Genomic DNA, 21,245 nt, shown 5'->3' with positions numbered 1-21,245 from the left:
GGTGACCGCCTCAGTTGAAGGCGCGAGGATCGCAGCCGACGCCCTCTCGCACAAGCGGGGCCGGACGGTAAACAGCGCCGTCGCACGGCGTGGCACCAGTGTCGTTGCAGGTGAGTGACCCGATCCGTTCGCCGCTGAACCTTCGCGTCGTCCGGCGTTACGTGCGCCCGATGGGACGCGATCCTGGGTCGACCGGCCGGATCGGCGGTCTCGGCATCCGGAACGGCAGCATCAACCGCACGAGCGGGTTGCGGAACCGGTCGAGCGACAGGCTCTCGTGCATCGCGCGCACCGGCTCGCCGCCGAGCGTCGAGGCCAGCAGGGAGCGGGCGTAGAACGGCGTGTTCTCGTAGGTGGTGAGGACGCGGGCGCGGCCGTCGTCGCTGCGGGTCTCGCGGTTCATCCGCCAGAGGCGCGTCGGCGGCAGGCGTGCTTCCGTCGGCGGGCGGATCTCGCGGCGGCTGCCGTCCCGGTTGAAGCGCAGCGACAGGTTCTGGCCGCCGCCATCCCGGTGCTGCACGTCGTACAGGATCGCGGCGCCGTCCGGCAGGTCGGCCCGGCACCACGTCCAGCGGGTGAACGCATCCTCCAGAGCCTCGTCGCCGTCGTTGGTGTCGAAATAGGCGGTGCCCGTCCAGCGCAGTCCGGGTTGATCGAACGCGACTTCGACCCGCGAGGACGGGGCCATCGGCCACCAACGATGGCGTCCGGCGCGATCGAGGTGGAACGGGCCGGCGGTGAAGCCCGGCGGCTCCAGCCGGACCGTGCCGCGCAGCCGATGGGGCAGGGGCGACCCGCGCTCGTCGATCCGAACGGTCAGCGCCGTGCCGTCCCAGTGCATGGCGCTCGGCCCGATGGCGATTTGGTCGGCGTCCCGCGAGAGGCTGTCGGCGCGGCGCTCCGTCATGGCGAAACGGCTGCGCTCGCCATAGAGCACGACGTTCATGGCGCAATGCGCGAACGGGTCCCGTTCGGCGCTCCAGGCATAGTAGGGTGAGAACACGCTGCCGATGAACGCGATGATCGTGAGGCCCTGTCGGCCGTCGTCGCTCACCGCATCGACGTACCACCACGCGTAGCCGCCCCGCGCGACCGGGCCGTCGAATCGCGGTCGTCCAAGATCGCCGCCGCCGCCAGCCGGCCGGACTGCGCCGCCATCGGCACGCCCGGCCCCGGATGGACCGAGCCCCCCGCCAGATAGAGCCCCGGGATCGCCGTACGGGCGCCGGCCCGCTTGAACGTCGCCGCCCAGCCCTGCGCCGACCGTCCGTAGAGCGCCCCCCCCGTCCCCGGAAACAGGGCTTCGAACTCCCGGGGCGTCGTCGTCACGGGCGACGCCAGATCCAGCTGAAGCCCGCAGGCCTCCAGCCGGCGCAGCATGTTCTTCGCGCATGTTTCGATCTCCGGCGGCGTGGGCGGGCGTTCCCGGCCATCCGCCGGGGCATTGACGAGGAGGAGCAGGCGCTCGGGTCCCGCTGGCACGAGGCCGGACTCCGATCGGTCCTGCGCGCAGACGTAGACCGTGGGGTCGTCGGGCAGGCGGCGTCGGCGCAGGATCGTGTCGAACTCGGCCCGGTAGTCCCGCGAGAAGAACACCGAGTGATGCGCGAGGGGGAAGCCCCGGGGCTCCGCCACCGCGCAGAAGGTCACGGCCGACAGCGAGCGCTCGGCCGGCGCCAGCCGCGCCCCGGCCGGCGCCGCATCGGCCCCGAGCAGGCCGGCGCCAAGGGCGGCGCAGTCGGCGTTGCAGACGACCAAGTCCGCCGCGATGCGTTCGCCGCCGGCCAGAACGACGCCGCTGACCGTCCCGCCTTCGGTGACGATCCGCTCGACATGGGCGCCGTAGCGGAACGTGGCGCCCCGCTCCGCGGTGAGATCCGCCACCGATTGCGCCAGGGCGCTCAGGCCCCCCGCCACGGTCCAGACGCCCGCCTGCTCGACATGGGCGACGAGCATCAGGGTCGCCGGCGCGCTGAACGGCGAGGCGCCGCAATAGGTGGCATAACGGCCGAAGAGTTGCAGCAGCCGCGGATCGCGGAAGAAGCTGCCGAGCGCCGACCACAGGGTGGCGAAGGGCTGGATCCGCCAGAGATCGCCGATCCCCGATAGGCCGACGCGCTGGGCGAGGCCCGCAGGGCTGGTCCGCCCGTCGCGGATGAACGGGCCTTCGAGCGTGCGGTAGACCTCCGCGGACCGGGCACAGAATCGGCGGTAGCCGTCCGCCTCGCGGGGTCCGGCAAAGGCCGCGATGGCCGCCGCCGAGGCTTCGATATCGGCGAAGAGATCGAGACGTTCGTCGCGACTCCAGGCGTGCCGGGCGAGGAGGTCTGCCGGGCTCAGCGCCACCCGTTCGCCAAAGTTCGCCCCACACTCGGCGAACAGCTCCTCGAACACCCACCGCATGGTGAAGACGGTCGGCCCGGCCTCGACGGCGCGGCCCCCGACCGGAACGCTGCGCATCTTACCGCCGGGCTGTGCGGCCCGTTCCAGGACGGTCACCGCGAAACCGGCCTGCGCGAGTCGGAGCGCGGCGGCCAAGCCACCGATCCCGGCCCCGATCACGACGACGCGCTCCTGCGCCACGCTCGCCCCGCTGTTCCGCATCGGAACGGGATTGATCTGCCGCGCCAGCAGTGTCAATAAGAAATGACACCTGTCGCTGACAAGCCAACACAACAAGGAGGCACCGCGATGGAGTCGGGACGCCGAATCGAGATGGCGCTGGATCGCGCCGTGGCGCACGCGGAGGCACCGGGGGCGCCCCCCATGCTGGCCGAGGCGCTCCGCTACGCCGTGTTCCCCGGCGGACACCGGATCCGACCCCGGCTCTGCCTCTCCGTGGCGCAGGCTTGCGGCGACGACGATCCCGCCGGGTCTTCCGCTGCGGCGGCGGCCATCGAACTCCTGCACTGCGCGTCCCTGGTCCACGACGATCTGCCGTGCTTCGACGACGCCCCGATGCGCCGGCAGAAAGCCACGGTCCACGTCGCGTTCGGCGAACCGATCGCGGTCCTGGCCGGCGACGCGCTGATCGTGCTCGCCTTCGAGACCCTGGCCCGGGCCGCGGGTCCGCATCCGGGGCGGCTCGTCCGGCTCGTGAGCCTCCTCGGGCGGGCCGCAGGCTCGCCCTCCGGCATTGCCGCCGGGCAGGCGTGGGAATCCGAGGCGTATGTCAGCCTCAGCGACTATCAGCAGGCCAAGACCGGCGCGCTGTTCGCGGCCGCCACCGTCGCGGGCGCTGCAGCCGCGGGCGCCGAGCCGGAGCCGTGGCGCAGACTCGGCGAGTGTCTGGGCGAGGCCTATCAGGTGGCCGACGATCTGCGGGACGTCGCTTGCCGCCAGGAGGAGATCGGCAAGCCCGCCGGGCGCGACGCCACGCTCGGGCGCCCCAACGCGGCAGTCTTGCTCGGAACCGGCGGCGCGCTCGATCGCCTCGCCCGACTGACCCGCGAAGCCGTTGCGGCGATCCCGGACTGCCCAGGAGCCGCAACCCTCACCGCCGAGATCGTGGCGCAGGCGCGGCTTTTCCTGCCCGCGAGCCTTCGTGCGGTGACAGCCTGAGCGCCGGATCCCTGCCGCGGACCGGGGCGACACCGCCGGTCCCGGAGGCCTGGAGCGAGCGCTGGCTTGGCTGGCGCAATCGCCTGGTCGCGAACCCGCGGTTTCAGCGCTGGGCCGCGGGCTTTCCGCTGACCCGCGGCATCGCGCAGCGCAACACCCGAGCGTTGTTCGACCTGTGCGCCGGCTTCGTCTACGCGCAGGTTCTGACCGCCTGCATCCGGCTCGATCTCTTCGCGATCCTGGCCGAGGGTCCGGCGTCGCTCGATGCGCTGGCGAGTCGCCTCGATCTGCCGCCCGACAACGCCCGCCGCCTGCTTCGCGCCGCCGAATCGCTGAAACTGGTGCGGGCACTCAAGGGTGACCGGTATGGGTTGGCCGACCTCGGTGCCGCCCTCAACGGAAACCCCGGGATCGCCGGGATGGTCGAGCACCACGCGCTCCTCTACGCCGATCTCGCCGACCCGGTGCGCCTCCTGCGGGGTCAGGGCCAGCCAACCGCGCTTTCGGGCTATTGGCCCTACGCATCCGGCAAAACGGCCGAGCCGGACGCCTATGCCCGCTACAGCGCGCTGATGGGCGCCTCGCAGGCCATGATCGCCGAAGACGTGCTCGACGCCTGCGACCTGTCCGGCGCCCGGCAGCTGATGGATGTCGGCGGAGGCGAGGGCGCGTTCCTCGAAGCGGTCGCGGCCCGCCATGGGCATCTCGGCCTGACGCTCTTCGATCTGCCTGCCGTCGCGGAGCGCGCGACCGCGCGACTGTCGCACGTGGGGCTCGAAGGCCGAATCGCCTGCCGCGGCGGCGACTTCCATGCCGGGCTGCCGCCGGGCGCCGATGCCATATCGCTGGTGCGAATCGTCCACGATCACGACGACCGCCCCGCCCAAGCTCTGCTGGTTACCGCCCATGCGGCCCTGGTCCCGGGCGGTCGGCTGATTCTGGCCGAGCCGATGTCCGGCACCCCGGGGGCCGAGCCGGTCGGGGATGCGTATTTCGGTCTCTACCTGCTGGCCATGGGCTCCGGCCGGCCACGCCGCGCCGAAGAGCTTTACGCCATGCTCCGCGCTGCGGGCTTCACCTCCGTGCGCGAGCGCAAAACGCACCGTCCGCTGCTCGCCAGGGTGCTCATCGCCCAAAAATCGAGCGCCAGAGTGTAAGTCGCGCTTGACGCTGAGATCTGTCTATCTAGGATGACACCCAGCGGTTTCGTTCCCACGAGAGTCGCAAATAACAGGGTGGAATGTTCCGACATGGATGCGCTGGCCGTCATCCTCGAACGACCGGAGCACCTCTCAGTCCAGCGGCTCGCGCTGGAGCCTGCCTGCGGGTCCGACGCGGTGGTCGCGATCACCTGGAGCGGAATCAGCACCGGCACCGAGCGCCTGCTCTGGTCAGGGCGCATGCCGCCGTTCCCCGGGATGGGCTACCCCCTGGTGCCGGGCTATGAATCCGTCGGCACGGTCGTGGAGGCCGATGCCGCCGGTTCGGTCCGGGTCGGCCAGACCGTGTTCGTCCCCGGCGCCCGCTGCTTCGGTGCCGTGCGCGGCCTCTTCGGTGGAGCGGCCTCCCATCTGATCGCGCCGGCCGCTCGGCTCGTACCGGTGGATGCGGCGCTGGGCGATACCGCCTGCCTCCTGGCTCTGGCAGCGACCGCCTATCGGGCGCTCGGCGGGATCCAGCCCGGTGCGACCCCGCTGATCGTCGGGCACGGCGTCCTCGGCCGGCTGCTCGCACGCCTTACCCTGGTCGCCGGCGCGGCGCCGACGGTGTGGGAGACGAACCCGCTGCGCCTTGCGGGCGACCACGGCTACACGGTTCTCACGCCCGAGAGCGATCCCCGGCGCGACTACGCGGTGATCACCGATGTCAGCGGCGACGCCTCCGGCCTTGATGCGCTGATCGCCCGTCTGGCTCCCGGCGGCGAGATCGTGCTCGCCGGGTTCTACGAGGCGCCGCTGAGCTTCGCCTTCCCGCCCGCCTTCATGCGCGAGGCCCGGATCCGGATCTCCGCCGAATTCAAGCCGGCGGATCTGGCGGCCGTCACGGCCCTGATCGACGGCGGACGCCTCTCCCTCGACGGGCTGATCACGCACCGCGTGGCTGCCACCGAGGCCGAGGCTGCCTACCGCACCGCCTTCACCGACCCGGCCTGCCTGAAAATGATCCTCGATTGGAGGGACGCCGCGTGAACGTTCAGCTCGATAAGGCTGCCCTCGATCAAGCGACCCAGCTCCGCGCCGAAGCGGCGATCGAACCGGATGCGGTCGCGACCGCGCCGGTGAAGAAAGAGACGCAGATCATCGCGATCTACGGCAAGGGCGGCATCGGCAAGTCGTTCACGCTGGCCAATCTCAGCTACATGATGGCCCAGCAGGGCAAGAAGGTCCTGCTGATCGGCTGCGACCCGAAGAGCGACACGACCTCGCTGCTGTTCGGCGGCAAGGCCTGCCCGACCATCATCGAGACCTCGACCAAGAAGAAGCTCGCCGGCGAGGCGGTCGCGATCGGCGATGTGTGCTTCAAGCGCGACGGCGTTTACGCCATGGAACTCGGCGGTCCGGAGGTCGGGCGCGGCTGCGGCGGACGCGGCATCATTCACGGCTTCGAGCTGCTGGAGAAGCTCGGCTTCCACGAATGGGGCTTCGACTTCGTCCTGCTCGACTTCCTGGGTGACGTGGTCTGCGGCGGCTTCGGCCTGCCGATCGCCCGGGACATGTGCCAGAAGGTCATCGTCGTCGGCTCGAACGACCTGCAATCGCTCTACGTCGCCAACAACGTCTGCTCGGCGGTCGAATATTTCCGCAAGCTCGGCGGCAACGTCGGTGTCGGCGGCCTGGTGATCAACAAGGATGACGGCACCGGCGAGGCCCAGGCCTTCGCGGACGCCGCCGGCATCCCGGTCCTGGCCTCGATCCCGGCCGACGACGACATCCGCCGCAAGAGCGCCAATTACGAGATCATTGGCCGGCCGGAGAGCCGCTGGGGCAGCCTGTTCTCCGATCTCGCCGCCAACGTCGCCACCGCCGCGCCGCACCAGCCGACGCCGCTCACGCAGGACGGTCTGCTCGGCCTGTTCTCCAGCGACGTCACCGGCCGCGACGTGGTGCTGGTCCCGGCGACCCACGAGGACATGTGCGGCGTCGCCCACGTGTCCAAGCCGTCCCTCGAAGTCGTGTACGACGAGGTCTGACGCGCATGGCCGTCTCCCTCGACATCGCCGATCTGCGGGCCCGCAAGGCTCCGGCCAACCTCGACCTCGCCGCCACCAAGGGCGACGGCCTCGGCTGCCACGCCGGCAAGGACGCGATGGTGGCGGCCGCGGAAGCCGCCGGCATGTCCGAGACCCTGGCGCAGCTCCGCGAGGATTATCCGCAGGGCCCGCACGATCAGCCGCAGAGCATGTGCCCGGCTTTCGGCTCGCTCCGGGTCGGCCTGCGCATGCGCCGGACCGCCACGATCCTGTCGGGCTCGGCCTGCTGCGTCTACGGTCTGACCTTCACGTCGCATTTCTACGGCGCCCGGCGCAGCGTCGGCTACGTACCGTTCAATTCCGAGACGCTGGTCACCGGCAAGCTGTTCGAGGACATCCGCGAGGCGGTCTTCGCCACCGCCAAGCCTGAGGATTACGACGCCGTCGTCGTCATCAACCTGTGCGTTCCAACTGCCTCCGGCGTCCCGCTGCGGCTGCTGCCGAAGCAGATCGACGGCGTCCGGGTGATCGGGATCGACGTGCCGGGCTTCGGCGTCCCGACCCATGCCGAGGCCAAGGACGTGCTGGCCGGCGCCATGCTGAAGGTCGCCCGCAATGAGGCCGAGCAGGGTCCGGTGGCCGCCCCCCGCGGCGGCCGGTCCGAGCGCCCGAGCGTGGCGCTGCTGGGCGAGGTCTTCCCGGCTGATCCGGTGGTGATCGGCGCGCTTCTGGAGCCTTTGGGCCTTTCCGCCGGGCCGGTGGTGCCGACCCGCGAGTGGCGCGAGCTCTACGCCGCCCTGGATTGTGCCGCGGTGGCGGCGATCCACCCCTTCTATACGGCCTCGATCCGTGAATTCGAGGCGGCCGGCCGCCCGATCGTCGGCTCGGCCCCGGTGGGTGTCGACGGCACCGCCGATTGGCTGGACCGGATCGGCGAGGCCTGCGGTGTCGCCCGCGCCACCGTCGAGGCGGCCAAGAACCGGATCCTCCCCGGGATCCGCGGCGCGCTCGCCGCCATGCCGATCAAGGGCCGGATCACGCTCTCGGGCTACGAGGGCTCGGAATTGCTGGTGGCTCGCCTCCTCGTCGAGAGCGGCGCCGAGGTCCCGTATGTGGGTACCGCCTGCCCGCGCACGCCTTGGTCCGAGGCCGATCGCGACTGGCTCGAATCCCGCGGCACCGAGGTGCGCTACCGGGCCTCGCTCGAGGACGACCTCTACGCCCTCGACTCGCTCAAGCCGGATCTCGCCATCGGCACCACGCCGGTGGTGCAGCACGCCAAGGAGCGGGCGACTCCGGCGCTCTACTTCACCAACCTGATCTCGGCGCGCCCGCTGATGGGTGCTGCCGGCGCGGGCTCGCTCGCCACCGTCATCAACGCGGCGCTCGGCAACAAGCCGCGGTTCGACGCGATGCGCGAATTCTTCGAGGGCGTCGGTACCGGTCACGCCGCCGGCGTCTGGCAGGACGTTCCGCAGAAGCGCCAGGGACCGAAGATCGAAGGCCCCAAGAAGCCGATCGGGGAGATGGCCTGATGCTCATCCTCGATCACGACAGGGCCGGCGGATACTGGGGCGCGGTCTACGTCTTCACGGCGATCAAGGGCCTGCAGGTCGTCATCGACGGCCCGGTGGGCTGCGAGAACCTGCCGGTCACCTCGGTGCTGCACTACACCGACGCCCTGCCGCCCCATGAACTGCCGATCGTCGTCACCGGCCTCGCCGAGGAAGAACTCGGCCGGCACGGCACGGAAGGCGCCATGAAGCGCGCCCACGCCACCCTCGATCCGGGCCAGCCCAGCGTCGTGGTGACCGGCTCTATCGCCGAGATGATCGGCGGCGGCGTGACGCCCGAGGGCACCGGCCTCCAGCGCTTCCTGCCCCGCACCATCGACGAGGACCAGTGGCAGGCCGCCGACCGGGCGATGCGCTGGCTCTGGCAGGAATACGGCGCCAAGAAATTCGCCAAGAAGGGCATCCCGGCCCGGCCGGAGAAGAAGCCCGGCGAGAAGCCGCGGGTCAACCTGATCGGCCCGGCCTACGGCACCTTCAACATGCCCTCCGACCTCGCCGAGATCCGGCGGCTGGTCGAAGGAATCGGCGCCGAGGTGAACCTCACCTTCCCACTTGGCTCGCACCTCGCGGATGTGCCCAAGCTCGTCAACGCCGACGCCAATATCTGCCTCTACCGCGAGTTCGGCCGCCTGCTCTGCGAGGATCTGGAGCGGCCCTACTTGCAGGCGCCGATCGGCGTGCTCTCGACCACCAAGTTCCTGCGCTCGCTGGGTGCGATCCTCGGGCTCGATCCCGAGCCGTTCATCGAGCGCGAGCGCCACACCACGATCAAGCCGATCTGGGACCTCTGGCGCTCGGTGACGCAGGATTTCTTCGGCACGGCGAGCTTCGGCATCGTCGCCACCGAGACCTACGCGCGGGGCGTGCGCCACTTCCTCGAAGACGAGATGGGCCTGCCCTGCCATTTCGCATTCGGCCGCTCGGCCGGGCACAAGCCCGACAACGCCGCGGTCCGGGCGGCGATCGCCGCCAAGCCGCCCCTGGTGCTGTTCGGCTCGTTCAACGAGCGGATGTACCTCGCCGAGTGCGGTGCACGGGCGACCTACATCCCGGCCTCGTTCCCCGGCGCGATCATCCGGCGGCACACCGGTACGCCGTTCATGGGCTACGCGGGCGCGACTTACCTCGTCCAGGAAGTCTGCAACGCCCTGTTCGACACGCTCTTCCACATCCTGCCGCTCGCCCGCGACATGGATAAGGTCGAGGCCACCCCGGCGCGGCTCCACCGCGAGTTGCCCTGGGACGAAGCCGCCCGGCAGGCGCTCGACGCCCTGGTCGAGGCGCAACCGGTCCTGGCGCGCATCTCCGCCGCCAAACGCCTGCGCGACGCCGCCGAGCGCGCCGCCCGCGATGCCGAATCCGATGCCGTGGCGCCCGCCCATGTGGCGCGCGCCCGTGCCGATTTCGCCGGGGGGATCCCGGCGTGACCCAGCTTCCCCTGTCCCCCGAAGGAGACCTGATGATGCGCACGATGGTCCCGAATGCCCGCCAGCACCAGGAAGAGATCCAGTTCCGGCTGATCCTGGCGGCGACCTACCCGTTCTTCCTCGCCGCCGCAGCCCTTGGGCGCGTCCGGCCGGCCCAGGCCGTGTCGCGACCGGGCCTCGCGCCTGCGCGCCGCTCCGTCTTCGGTGAGGCCCGCGCCATGGCGGTGCAGGCCATCCCCTTTGCCTTCATGGGCTGAGAGCTCCTCACACAACGCCCCGGCACCGGGAGTTCTCCCTCTGATCGCGACAGCGCAGCGGGAATTTTGTGAGAGGCGCTGAGCGCCCTGTTCGAGATGCTTCCGTCCGGTGACGCGGGGGAAGTCAGGCCGTGACCACCCAGGCTTCACGGCTGTACCCGTCGCGCTTTTTGAGAAGCGCGGCCAACACACGGAGGTCTGAACGATGGCCGGTGGACCCGTTGCAACAGAAAGACCGAGCAGCCTGTCCGGGCTGACGGAACCGGAAGCCAAGGAGTTCCACGCGATCTTCCTGACGAGCTTCCTCATCTTCACGGCAATCGCCGTGGTCGCCCACATCCTCGTTTGGCTGTGGCGTCCGTGGCTGCCCGGACCCCAGGGTTACGCTTCGCTCGAAGGCGTCACCGATGCGGCCCGTGCCCTCGTCTCGATGATCGGCTGAGGAGGATCGCATGCATAAGGTTTGGTTGCTTTTCGATCCGCGTCGAACACTGGTGGCTCTGTTCACCTTCCTGTTCATCCTGGCGCTGCTGATCCACTTCATCTTGCTCTCGACCGACCGGTTCAACTGGCTGGAAGGTCCGAAGGCCAACAAGCAGGCGAACGCCATCACGCTGGCGCTGCCGCAGCTGCCGGCCTGACATCCGGTCTGGACCGCGGCGCGCGAGGGCCGCGGTCACCCTTTTCTTCTCTCGGCCTGATCGAGGAGCCGCCGCCATGGCGATGCTGAGCTTCGAGCGCAAATACAGGATCCGCGGCGGTACGCTGCTCGGCGGCGACCTCTTCGACTTCTGGGTCGGACCGTTCTTCGTCGGCTTCTTCGGCGTCGTCGGACTGTTCTTCACCGTGCTCGGCACGGCCCTGGTGATCTACGGGGCGGCGATCGGGCCGACCTGGAACGTCTGGCAGATCAACATCGCCCCGCCGGACATCAGCTACGGGCTGAAGCTGGCGCCGCTCAAGGAAGGCGGCCTCTGGCAGATCATCACCTTCTGCGCGCTGGGATCGTTCGTGTCCTGGGCCCTGCGCGAGGTCGAGATCTGCCGCAAGCTCGGCATCGGCTACCACGTGCCGGTCGCCTTCGGCATGGCGATCTTCGCCTACTTCACCCTTGTGGTGATCCGCCCGTTCCTGATGGGCGCCTGGGGCTACGGCTTCCCGTACGGTATCCTGAGCCACCTCGATTGGGTGTCGAACACCGGATATCAGTATCTCCACTTCCACTATAACCCGGCGCACATGCTGGCGGTGACGTTCTTCTTCACCACGACGCTGGCGCTGGCCATGCACGGCGGCCTGATCCTCTCGGCGACGAACCCGAAGAAGGGCGAGACCGTCAAGACGCCCGAGCACGAGGACACGTTCTTCCGCGATACGATCGGCTACTCGATCGGCACGCTCGGCGTGCACCGGCTCGGCCTGTTCCTGGCCCTGGCGGCGGGGTTCTGGAGCGCGGTCTGCATCGTGATCAGCGGCCCGTTCTGGACCCAGGGCTGGCCGCAATGGTGGGGCTGGTGGCTCAACCTGCCCGTCTGGGGATGAGCGCGGCGATACGACCAGGACACCACGAATAACACGGGGCCCGCCGCTCGGGCGCGCGGATCCTCGGGGAGGGCAGGCCATGGCCTATTACCAGAACATCTTCACGGTGGCGCAGGTCCGTCCGCTCGTGCCGGATCAGGGCGTTCCGGTGGCGGTCGACGACCGTATCGGCAAGCCGTTCAACAGCTATCTGTTCGGGCTCATCGGCAACAGCCAGGTCGGGCCGATCTACATCGGCTACATCGCGGCTTTGTCGATCACCTGCGGGCTGATCGCGTTCGAGATCATCGGGCTCAACATGTGGGCCTCGGTGAACTGGAGCCCAATCCAGTTCGTCCGCCAATTGCCCTGGCTCGCGCTGGAACCACCGCTGCCCAAATACGGGCTCCGGGTGCTGCCGCCGCTCAACGAGGGCGGCTGGTGGCTGATCGCCGGCTTCTTCCTCACCGCCTCGATCCTGCTCTGGTGGGTCCACCTCTACCGGCGGGCCCGGGCGCTCGGTCTCGGCACCCACGTGCCGTGGGCCTTCGCGTCGGCGATCTGGCTCTATCTCGTCCTCGGTTTCATCCGCCCGGTGCTGATGGGGTCGTGGTCGGAAGCCGTGCCGTTCGGGATCTTCCCGCACCTCGATTGGACCGCGGCGTTCTCGCTTCGCTACGGCAACCTCTTCTACAACCCGTTCCACATGCTCTCGATCACGTTCCTCTACGGATCGACCCTGCTGTTCGCCATGCATGGCGGAACCATCCTGGCCTGCTCGCGCTACGGCGCCGAGCGTGAGATCGACCAGATCGTCGATCGCGGCACCGCCACCGAGCGCGCCGCCCTGTTCTGGCGCTGGACCATGGGCTTCAACGCCACGATGGAGTCGATCCACCGCTGGGCGTGGTGGTTCGCGGTGCTGACCACCCTTACAGGCGGCATCGGCATCCTGCTCACCGGCACCGTGGTCGACAATTGGTACCTCTGGGCGGTCAAGCACCACGTCGCTCCGAACTATCCGCAGGTCTACGGCCCGATCGTGGATCCCGCCCATCTTGCACCTGGCATGAAGCCGTGAGGAGGCCGTCATGAAGACGATTCTGGCGGTTGTCGGTGGGGCTCTGGCCCTCTTCCTCACCATCGCGATGTTCGGCGGCGCGGGCTGGACCCACCCGCCCATGGCGGTCAAGCAGACGGGCTTCCGCGGCACCGGCATGGACCTGATCCGGACCCGGGCCGGCAACGAGGCGCTGTCGGAGGCCAACAGGGCTCCGGCACCGGCCGACCCGGCCGATGCCGGTGGCGACAAGGCCTCGGCGGTCTACGAGAACGTCCAGGTGCTGGGCGATCTCTCGGCCGAGCAGTTCAACCGTGTCATGGTGTCGATGACCGAATGGGTTGCACCGCAGCAGGGCTGTACCTACTGCCACAGCACCGAGAACATGGCCTCCGACGAGCTGTACCAGAAGCGCGTCGCTCGCCGCATGCTCCAGATGACCCAGTACATCAACTCGTCCTGGAAGGAGAACCACGTCCACGAGGCGGGCGTGACTTGCTACACCTGCCACCGGGGCAATCCGGTGCCGGCGAATATCTGGTTCGACCGTCCGGTCCAGGGTGCGGGACGGTTCATCCCGCGCAACAACAGCCAGAACCTCGCCTCCGCGGAAGTCGGCAACACCTCGCTGCCCTACGACGTGTATCAGGCCTTCTACCAGCACAAGGACACGTCGGAGGACGCGGTCCGGGTCAACGCTACGACGGCCTTGCCCGAGACCAAGGGCAAGCCGATCCAAGATGCGGAGAAGACCTTCGCGATCATGATCAGCATGTCGCAGTCGCTCGGCGTGAACTGCACCTTCTGCCACAACACCCGCTCGGTGGCGCAGTGGGACACGAGCACGCCGAACCGCGTCCATGCCTGGTACGGCATCCGCATGGTCCGGGACCTCAACCAGGACTACATGACGCCGCTGACCTCGACCTTCCCGCAGAACCGCCTGGGCGTTCTCGGCGATGCGCCGAAGATCAACTGTGCCACATGCCACAACGGCGCCAACAAGCCGCTCAACGGCGCCAACGTGATCGGGCCCTACCCGGAGCTGTCGCACCCGACCATCGAGGCCAGCCTGCCCACCGGCGAGGCCAAGGACCCGATCCCGGGGACACAGACTCCGGCCCTGAAACCCACGAAGCCCTGACGTGAGGGGCGGCGGAGCCCGAGGCTCCGCCGCCCGCAAGCCACAGGGAACCTCCGCGGTTTAGGGGCGTCGATATCGGCGGCCAAGCTCGGCCTCGGGAGGCGCCCGTGACGATCACCATCTCGAACCTCCAGCCGCTCATCGCGATTCTCGCCGGGATCCTGATCCTGGTCATGCCGCGGCTGCTCAATTACATCGTGGCGATCTACCTGATCGTCGTCGGCATCCTCGGCTTGGGAATACTGCACTGAGCCGCCGCGCACCTCAGTTGGCGCGCCACACCTGACAGACCGGCATCGCCGTCATACGGGTGCGCACAACGCCATCGTGCGTTCATCTTGCGTTGCGGTGCGGGATGGTCCAACCCCGCCCATCAGCTCGGCCGGAGCCGGGCATCAGATATGGACGGGATCGACATGGCGACCGGCAGCGCGAAGTGGGTCTACGCCTTCGGCGACGGCAAGGCGGAGGGCAAGTCGCAGATGCGCGACCTGCTCGGCGGCAAGGGCGCCAACCTCGCCGAGATGTCCAACCTCGGCCTGCCGGTTCCTCCCGGCTTCACCATCACCACCGAGGTCTGCACCTCCTACTACGACAACGGGAAGGTCTACCCGCCCGAGCTGAAGGATCAGGTCACCGTGGCGCTGGCCCAGGTCGGCGTGCTGACCGGTCGTAAGTTCGGCGATGCGAAAAATCCGCTCCTCGTTTCGGTCCGCTCCGGCGCCCGCGCCTCGATGCCCGGCATGATGGATACGGTGCTGAACCTCGGGCTCAACGACGAGACCGTCCTGGCGCTGGCCAAGGAGGCCGAGGACGAGCGCTTCGCGTACGATTCCTACCGCCGCTTCATCACCATGTATTCGAACGTCGTGCTCGGCGTTGAGCACCACGCCTTCGAGGAGGCGCTGGAGCAGTACAAGGAAGGCAAGGGCTTCGAACTCGACACCGAACTCGGTGCCGCGGACTGGAAGACCCTGATCCAGACCTACAAGAAGATCGTGCGCGATGAGCACGGCTCGGACTTCCCGCAGGGCGCGGACGATCAGCTCTGGGGCGCGATCGGCGCGGTGTTCGATTCCTGGATGATCCCGCGGGCGAAGAAGTACCGGGAGCTGAACAGCATCCCGGAGAGCTGGGGCACGGCCGTCAACGTCCAGGCCATGGTGTTCGGCAACATGGGTGACACATCGGCCACCGGCGTCGCCTTCACCCGCAACCCGTCGACCGGCGAGAAGGCGCTCTACGGCGAGTTCCTGATCAACGCCCAGGGCGAGGACGTGGTGGCGGGTATCCGTACGCCGCAGAACATCACCGAAAAGGCCCGGATCGAGGCCGAGAGCGACAAGCCTTCCATGGAGAAGGCCATGCCCGAGAGCTTCGCGGAGCTGACCCGGATCTACGGGATCCTGGAAGCGCATTACCGCGACATGCAGGACATGGAGTTCACCATCGAGAAGGGGAAGCTCTGGATGCTCCAGACCCGCAACGGCAAGCGCACGGCGAAGGCCGCCCTGCGCATCGCCGTGGATCTTGCGGGCGAGGGTGTGATCTCCCGGGAGGAGGCGATCGGCCGGGTCGAGCCCGGGGCTCTGGACCAGCTCCTGCACCCGACCATCGACCCGAAGGCCGACCGCAAGGTCATCGCCTCGGGCCTGCCGGCTTCGCCTGGCGCGGCGACCGGTGAGATCGTGTTCAACTCGGAGGACGCCGAGGCCCACCGCAAGGCCGAGCGCAAGTGCATCCTCGTGCGGATCGAGACCTCGCCCGAGGACATTCACGGCATGCACGCCGCCGAGGGCATCCTGACCACCCGCGGCGGCATGACCAGCCACGCGGCCGTCGTGGCCCGCGGCATGGGCAAGCCCTGCGTGTCCGGCGTCGGGTCGATCCGGATCGACTACAAGGCGCAGACCATGACGGTCGGCGGCGTAACGCTGAAGGCCGGCGACAAGATCACCATCGACGGCTCGTCCGGACAGGTCATCCAGGGTGAGGTGAAGATGCTGGAGCCCGAGCTCTCCGGCGATTTCGCCACGCTCATGGAGTGGGCGGACGTGTTCCGCGGCATGAAGGTTCGGGCCAACGCCGACACGCCGACCGATGCGCGGACCGCGCGCAACTTCGGCGCCGAGGGCATCGGCCTCTGCCGCACCGAGCACATGTTCTTCGAGGGCGACCGCATCATCGCGGTGCGCGAGATGATCCTGGCGGACGACGCCGAGGGCCGTCGCGCGGCGCTCGCCAAGATCCTGCCCTACCAGAGGCAGGACTTCGTCGAGTTGTTCACGATCATGTCCGGTCTGCCGGTCACGATCCGCCTGCTCGACCCGCCGCTCCACGAGTTCCTGCCGCACACCGACGCCGAGGTCGCCGAGGTGGTGAAGGCGACCGGCGTCTCGGAGGAGAAGATCCGGCACCGGACCCGCGAGCTGTCCGAGCACAACCCGATGCTCGGCTTCCGCGGCTGTCGCCTCGCCATCGCGTTCCCCGAAATCGCCGAAATGCAGGCTCGGGCGATCTTCGAAGCGGCCGTGCAGGCTGCCGCCGATACCGGCAGCCCGGTCACGTCCGAGGTGATGGTGCCGCTGGTCTTCACCCGCGCCGAGTTCGACATCGTGAAGGCGCGCATCGACGCCATGGCGAAGGCCGTGGCCGAGGAGAAGGGTGCGACCCTCGACTATCAGGTCGGCACCATGATCGAGCTGCCGCGGGCGGCGCTGAAGGCCGGCGAGATCGCCGAGACGGCCGAGTTCTTCTCCTTCGGCACCAACGACCTGACGCAGACGGCGCTGGGCATCTCCCGCGACGACGCCGCGACCTTCCTCGGCCCCTACACCCAGAAGGGCATCCTGCCGGCCGACCCGTTCATCACCATCGACCAGGAGGGCGTGGGCGAGTTGGTGCGGATCGGCGTCGAGCGGGGCCGCAAGACGCGCCCCAACATCAAGCTCGGCATTTGCGGCGAACACGGCGGCGACCCGGCCTCGATCGGCTTCTGCCACGAGGTCGGGCTCGATTACGTGTCCTGCTCGCCCTACCGGGTGCCGATCGCGCGCCTCGCGGCGGCCCAGGCGTCGCTCGGCAAGGTTTCGGCCAAGGAAGGCTGAGGCCCTACCGGGGAGGGCGCCGAGGTGGCGTCCTCCACCGCTTCTCAACCACGCGTAAGAAGAGCCGCTGAAAAGCCGGCACTTTCGGCGAACTCGACTGCCAATACGGTGTTGACCCATTGAGCCGATGGGTCGGACGTGCGTTTCTTCGATCCGCGGCGGGTTCAGCGTCACCCGTCAGAATCACCGGCCATGATCCAGACCGATCCCACGCCCCTCGGCCTCACCGAACCGCAGGTCATCGTCGCGGTGCCGCGTGCTGCCGTGCGCGCCTATCTCGCACTCGTGGCGGCGCTCGGTGGAATGATGACCGCCGGGATGCTCATGATGTCGGTCGCGACGAACAGCGGCAACGAGGCCGATCGCATCGCTGCGACGCAGGATGACGGTTACGCGGCGACGCTGGTGTCGGCGTTGAGCGTCAACCTGTCGAAGCCGCTGCGCTGACGTCTCTATCGCGCTGACGCCGCTCGACGGCCCACCCACATCTGTCTCAGGGACGCGCGAGGCGTCTCGCCTCCAGCTCGGCTAAAGCTGAGCAACTCAGCGTCCCCCGGACGCTGCCCGTGTCGCCGATCCGGTGAACCGGGCTGCCGCGAGCTCGTCGCCCGGGCTGCGCGCACTGAAGCGTGTTGTCGTGCGCTCCGGCGCGGCAGCCAGGATGGCATCCGGCGCGGCGTCGCGAACGCGGGTCGTGGCGATCCGAACCGGCGCGCCGCGGCTTGCGGGGGCCGCCACCGATCCGGCCTCGACGGTGTCGAACAGGGCACGCAGCTGCAACTTGGCGTCGGCATCCGGGGCGACCAGGGTGCGGGCCCGGACCGGCTCGACGGGCGCGGGTTTCGCCAGCGCACGGATCTCGGTTGCGGCCGGGAGGTTGGCCATGCCGCCGTTCAGCGCGGCGAACTGCACCGGGCGCGGCGGTGGCAGCGGCATCGTGAGGGCCGCCACGACGGCGGCGAGGTCCGACGGTCGGCGCGGCGGAAGTGGCGTCACGACGGCAGCGATGGCCTCCTCGGCCTTCGAGGCCGGGGGAGCGGCGGTGAGCAGGGCCTTCGCATCCACATTTCTCGCGTCCGGCGCCTTCGCGAGCTCGCGCTGGACCAGGGAGCCGCGCAGGGCGTCGTCGGCCGCGGGCGCGGCGTAGGCGAGGGCGGAGCGGGTCCCGACCGTATCCTGCGGATCGGCGCTCGCCACGGCGATAACGGGCGCGCGACGGGTCTTCGTCGCCACGGGCGCAGGCAGCGGCGGAGCGGGCGGCTCGGCGGATCGGCCGCCTCCGAACAGGCTGGCCAGGAAGCCGAACAGGCCCGGCCCATCCTCCTCCTCGCCACCGCCGGCCATCTGGGTGGTGATGCCGGCGACGGTGCCGCCGCGGGCCAGGATCTCGGCCTTCGCCTCCTCGTAGCGCGGGAAGGGGCGGTTATCGCTCGCGAGGTGGACCGTCTTGCCGTCCGGGAAGACGCGGGCGAGCTGATCGTGGGTCATGCGCGGCCACATCCGCACCGAGCCGACATCGAGGTGGATGAACGGCGTGCCCGCATGCGGATACCAGCCGACGCCGCCGCGCTGCATCCGGAGCCCGACCTCGCGGATCCGGTCGATCGGCACGTCCGGCAGGTAGAAGTCCATCGCCTTGCCGAGCATGTGCTGGCTGTATTCGGCCACCATCTTCGAACGGCGGCGCAGCATCGCGTTGGTGCCGGGCGAGCGATAAGCCGAGACGATGTGGATCGCCTGTCCCGAGCCGACCTGCCGATAGGCCTCCCAGACCGTGTCGAACAGGCGGGGATCCATCTTGGTCGGCTCGTTGATGCGCCAGTCGCGCAGGAGCCAGTTCATCTGCTCGAGGGCCGCACGGTCGTAGCGCCCGTCACGCTTGAACGTGATGGTCGCGCTTTCCTGCGTGTGGGTGTGGTAGATCGTCAGTGCGCGGGTATCGCCGTTGGCGACCGCATTCTCGGTCTCGGCGGTTCCGGCGAGGATCCCCAGCGCGATGCCCGAAAGGGCGATGGCGAGCTTTCGGAGGGTTGGAAGGCTCGGCACGACGGTCCTCATCCTCTCCAGCCTGCTGCAGCTCGCTCGGGACGTGCCCGGCTATCGGCAGAAACGGCTAAAGCTGGACCGTGGCGAAATCGTGCCCGGATGTGTGGCCGCGCACGTGAAAGTTGCGATCGTGGCCGCTGATCGCTCGAGGGCTACCAGTAGCTCCGCGGTCCGGCCTGCTGCGGCGCCGGGGTCCACAGGCCGGGCTCACCGTATTCCGGCGCATCATCGGCGCGGGCGGCCCGGCGCAGATGGCGCCGTGGCGGAGCGGCCTCTTCGTAGCGACCGGTGGGCCATTCGCTGGCCACCTGGCGATGGGTCGAGCGGCGCTGGGCGCTGTGAGCCTTCGGCGGTGTCGGTACGGCCTCGGCCTTGCGCCGGGGCGCCTCGTCCGGCAGCCGGGCGACCGCCGCACCGCCGCCACCGGGCAGCCCGAGGGCCGCGCGCATCGGCGCGTCGTAGCCGTAGAGATCGGGCAGCGTGCGGTAGGTGCCGCTGTCGTCCATGTACGCCGTGAAATAGGCGAGGTGGACCGGCAGCTTCTCGGGCAGCCGGAGCGTGCGCTCGCCCTTGCCGATCAGCTTCTTGAGCCGCTCCGCCGACCAGTCCGGCAACACCGCGTCGGCGAGGCGGAATGGATCGTCCACGCGGACGCAGCCATGGCTGAAGTCACGCTTGGCGGCGGAGAACAGCGAGCGGTTCGGCGTGTCGTGCAGGTAGACCGCGTGCTGGTTCGGGAACATGAACTTGATGAAGCCCAGCGCATTGCGCTCCCCCGGGGGCTGGCGCAGCGAGATGTGTCCGCCGCGGCGGACCACCTCGTAGCCGCCCCAGGTCTTGCCGCCGTAGCCAGCGAGCTTCGGCGCCATCGTCTTGAGGATCGAGGGCGGCACGTACCAGGACGGGTTGACGACCGCGTATTCCATCAGCCCCGAAAACAGCGGCGTGCGCGAATCCGGCTTGCCGACGATGACCCGGGCCTCGTCGCGCAGGACGCCGCCGCGATAGGCGCGCAGGCGATATTCCGGCACGTTGACCAGGATGTAGTCCGGGCCGAGATCCCCCGGCAGCCAGCGCCACCGCTCCATGTTGACGATCAGTTCGGCCTCGCCGCCGGTCGGACGCGTGCTCCGGCCGGCATCGGCGAGCGCCAGTACGGTCTGGACGTTCAGGATGCCGGTGGCAGGCAGGCCCCGGCCGCGCTGGAACTTGGACACCGCGTCGGCGACGGCGGAATCGTAGGTGTCAGGCTCGCCGGGGCCCTGGTCGAACGTCCCGGACGGGCGGTTGTCCAAACCGAAATGCGCACGCAGCAGCGGAACGCGGGGATCGTGCATGCCGAGGCGCAGGGCAGGGCCGGATGGCAGCCGCAGCGGCTTGACGGCGACCGGTGCCGGGCCGCGCAGCGAAGCGAGCCGGGCCTTGAGCGCGAGGTAGCCCGGCGTGGCCGGATTGTAGCCCTGGAGCACATCGCCGGCCTTCGCACCGGCGTCACCGAGCTTGGTCAGCACGTCGTTCCCCGCCGGCAGGTCGAGATGCGGCGTGATCAGGCGTGAGATCGATGCAAGATTGATACGGCCTCCCCGGGCGTCGCGCGCATACAGCACGGCCGCTGCGGACAGGCGCAGATCGGCATCGGCGACCGCTTTCTCGTCCGGTTTCCCGGGCAGGTTCGGGATCGTGTAGGCGCTGGCGTCCAGGCCGTCCTCGACAGCCGCCGCCAGTCGGGCGGTGACGGCTTTGGCAGCCTCGGTCCACGCGCCGTCTGCGACCCACAAGGACTTGCTGGCGCGGGCTTCGTAGAACGCGCGGATGGCGTCGCGCTCCTTGGTCGTCAGGCGCAACAGCAGCGGCGCCGGATCGGCAAGGCGGGCCGATACGGCGGCGCCCTGGGGATCGGTCGGGACCACGGGCGCGGCTGCGGCAGGCGCCGGTTCGGCGACGGGGGCTTCGGGCTTGTAGTCCGGCAGCGCGGACGGGGCTGAATCCGGTGGCGGCGTCGGCGAGGGCGACACCGAGACCGGCGGGGCGATGGAGGTATCGAGCGCCGCCGTATCGGCAGCCATAGCGGCCGACGCCACCGTTCCGGTCAAGAAGGCGGCCAACGCCATAAGGCTTGAGCGCGGGACGCGCATCGTGTTCTCCCGGGGAGCGGCGACAGGACCGCACGCGCAGATTGTGATTATCCGCGCAAGCGTGGCGTTCAGCAACCGCAGTCCATCAAGTTGAAGGCTTGGTTGGAGTGGGCCGACCGATCATTGAGGGATCGGATATTTCTGTTTTAAGAATGTTCGATCCGTATTGCGCAGCTGTGTCGAGATCCGGTTGCGTGCGGATGTAGCGTATTCGCCCTGTGTG

At 69.2% G+C, this 21,245-nt stretch carries 19 protein-coding genes; 15 read left to right on the top strand and 4 right to left on the bottom strand.

Going from position 1 to position 21,245, the window contains the following annotated elements; genetic code table 11:
- Positions 1 to 157: 157 nt before the first annotated feature.
- Positions 158 to 1,054, bottom strand: coding sequence for a carotenoid 1,2-hydratase (locus MKK84_RS11025; protein WP_243919624.1), 897 nt, complete (start codon positions 1,052 to 1,054; stop codon positions 158 to 160).
- Complete coding sequence (crtD, locus tag MKK84_RS11020) at positions 1,051 to 2,604, bottom strand: 1-hydroxycarotenoid 3,4-desaturase CrtD (RefSeq protein WP_243919622.1); 1,554 nt, start codon at positions 2,602 to 2,604, stop codon at positions 1,051 to 1,053. The genes MKK84_RS11025 and crtD overlap by 4 nt, the downstream gene beginning before the upstream one ends.
- An 87-nt stretch (positions 2,605 to 2,691) precedes the next feature.
- Between crtD and MKK84_RS11015 the strand changes: the two genes are divergently transcribed.
- From MKK84_RS11015 to MKK84_RS10945, 15 genes are all read left to right on the top strand, one after another.
- Complete coding sequence (locus MKK84_RS11015; RefSeq protein ID WP_243919618.1) at positions 2,692 to 3,561, top strand: polyprenyl synthetase family protein; 870 nt, start codon at positions 2,692 to 2,694, stop codon at positions 3,559 to 3,561.
- An 11-nt stretch (positions 3,562 to 3,572) separates the two neighbouring features.
- Entirely contained in the window at positions 3,573 to 4,718 is a 1,146-nt protein-coding gene (locus MKK84_RS11010) for an acetylserotonin O-methyltransferase (RefSeq protein WP_243919690.1), read from the top strand.
- 93 nt (positions 4,719 to 4,811) lie between these two features.
- Positions 4,812 to 5,750, top strand: coding sequence for a chlorophyll synthesis pathway protein BchC (bchC, locus tag MKK84_RS11005; protein ID WP_243919617.1), 939 nt, complete (start codon positions 4,812 to 4,814; stop codon positions 5,748 to 5,750).
- Positions 5,747 to 6,751, top strand: coding sequence for a chlorophyllide a reductase iron protein subunit X (locus MKK84_RS11000; RefSeq protein ID WP_243919616.1), 1,005 nt, complete (start codon positions 5,747 to 5,749; stop codon positions 6,749 to 6,751). Before bchC ends, MKK84_RS11000 begins: the two co-directional genes overlap by 4 nt.
- A gap of 5 nt (positions 6,752 to 6,756) precedes the next feature.
- Positions 6,757 to 8,286 carry a chlorophyllide a reductase subunit Y gene (bchY, locus tag MKK84_RS10995; protein WP_243919614.1) on the top strand — a complete coding sequence of 510 codons (1,530 nt, stop codon included), beginning with the start codon at positions 6,757 to 6,759 and terminating at the stop codon, positions 8,284 to 8,286.
- Positions 8,286 to 9,752 (top strand): chlorophyllide a reductase subunit Z, encoded by a 1,467-nt coding sequence (gene bchZ, locus MKK84_RS10990; protein ID WP_243919613.1) that lies wholly within the window; start codon positions 8,286 to 8,288, stop codon positions 9,750 to 9,752. The genes bchY and bchZ overlap by 1 nt, the downstream gene beginning before the upstream one ends.
- 35 nt (positions 9,753 to 9,787) lie before the next feature.
- A complete protein-coding gene (locus tag MKK84_RS10985) occupies positions 9,788 to 10,009 on the top strand; it encodes a hypothetical protein (RefSeq protein ID WP_243919688.1) in 222 nt (73 codons plus the stop codon).
- 205 nt (positions 10,010 to 10,214) lie between these two features.
- Positions 10,215 to 10,451 carry a light-harvesting antenna LH1, beta subunit gene (gene pufB, locus MKK84_RS10980; protein ID WP_243919611.1) on the top strand — a complete coding sequence of 79 codons (237 nt, stop codon included), beginning with the start codon at positions 10,215 to 10,217 and terminating at the stop codon, positions 10,449 to 10,451.
- 10 nt (positions 10,452 to 10,461) lie between these two features.
- Complete coding sequence (gene pufA / locus MKK84_RS10975; protein ID WP_243919609.1) at positions 10,462 to 10,650, top strand: light-harvesting antenna LH1, alpha subunit; 189 nt, start codon at positions 10,462 to 10,464, stop codon at positions 10,648 to 10,650.
- Between the two features lie 76 nt (positions 10,651 to 10,726).
- On the top strand, positions 10,727 to 11,551 hold the full coding sequence (gene pufL / locus MKK84_RS10970; protein WP_243919607.1) for a photosynthetic reaction center subunit L: 825 nt from the start codon (positions 10,727 to 10,729) through the stop codon (positions 11,549 to 11,551).
- A 79-nt stretch (positions 11,552 to 11,630) separates the two neighbouring features.
- On the top strand, positions 11,631 to 12,611 hold the full coding sequence (pufM, locus tag MKK84_RS10965; RefSeq protein WP_243919604.1) for a photosynthetic reaction center subunit M: 981 nt from the start codon (positions 11,631 to 11,633) through the stop codon (positions 12,609 to 12,611).
- 10 nt (positions 12,612 to 12,621) lie between these two features.
- Positions 12,622 to 13,734: a photosynthetic reaction center cytochrome PufC gene (gene pufC / locus MKK84_RS10960; RefSeq protein ID WP_243919602.1), complete on the top strand. Its 1,113-nt coding sequence runs from the start codon at positions 12,622 to 12,624 to the stop codon at positions 13,732 to 13,734.
- A 107-nt stretch (positions 13,735 to 13,841) separates the two neighbouring features.
- Positions 13,842 to 13,985 carry a DUF3096 domain-containing protein gene (locus MKK84_RS10955; RefSeq protein ID WP_243919601.1) on the top strand — a complete coding sequence of 48 codons (144 nt, stop codon included), beginning with the start codon at positions 13,842 to 13,844 and terminating at the stop codon, positions 13,983 to 13,985.
- Positions 13,986 to 14,150: 165 nt separating this feature from the next.
- Positions 14,151 to 16,841 (top strand): pyruvate, phosphate dikinase, encoded by a 2,691-nt coding sequence (gene ppdK / locus MKK84_RS10950; protein WP_243919685.1) that lies wholly within the window; start codon positions 14,151 to 14,153, stop codon positions 16,839 to 16,841.
- Between the two features lie 192 nt (positions 16,842 to 17,033).
- Positions 17,034 to 17,288, top strand: a complete 255-nt coding sequence (locus tag MKK84_RS10945) for a hypothetical protein (RefSeq protein WP_243919600.1) — start codon at positions 17,034 to 17,036, stop codon at positions 17,286 to 17,288.
- A gap of 96 nt (positions 17,289 to 17,384) precedes the next feature.
- On the opposite strand, the gene MKK84_RS10940 is transcribed toward MKK84_RS10945, so the two are convergent.
- On the bottom strand, positions 17,385 to 18,887 hold the full coding sequence (locus MKK84_RS10940) for a DUF882 domain-containing protein (RefSeq protein ID WP_243919599.1): 1,503 nt from the start codon (positions 18,885 to 18,887) through the stop codon (positions 17,385 to 17,387).
- A 152-nt stretch (positions 18,888 to 19,039) separates the two neighbouring features.
- The gene (locus tag MKK84_RS10935) at positions 19,040 to 21,022 is read right to left on the bottom strand and encodes a murein L,D-transpeptidase (protein ID WP_243919598.1); all 1,983 of its coding nucleotides are present in this window, start codon (positions 21,020 to 21,022) and stop codon (positions 19,040 to 19,042) included.
- Positions 21,023 to 21,245: the final 223 nt, after the last annotated feature.

This window comes from Methylobacterium sp. E-065 (genome assembly GCF_022829605.1).
Lineage (GTDB): Bacteria > Pseudomonadota > Alphaproteobacteria > Rhizobiales > Beijerinckiaceae > Methylobacterium.
The sequence above is the reverse complement of the archived record's forward strand: the minus strand, read 5'-3'. Positions and strand labels throughout refer to the sequence as shown.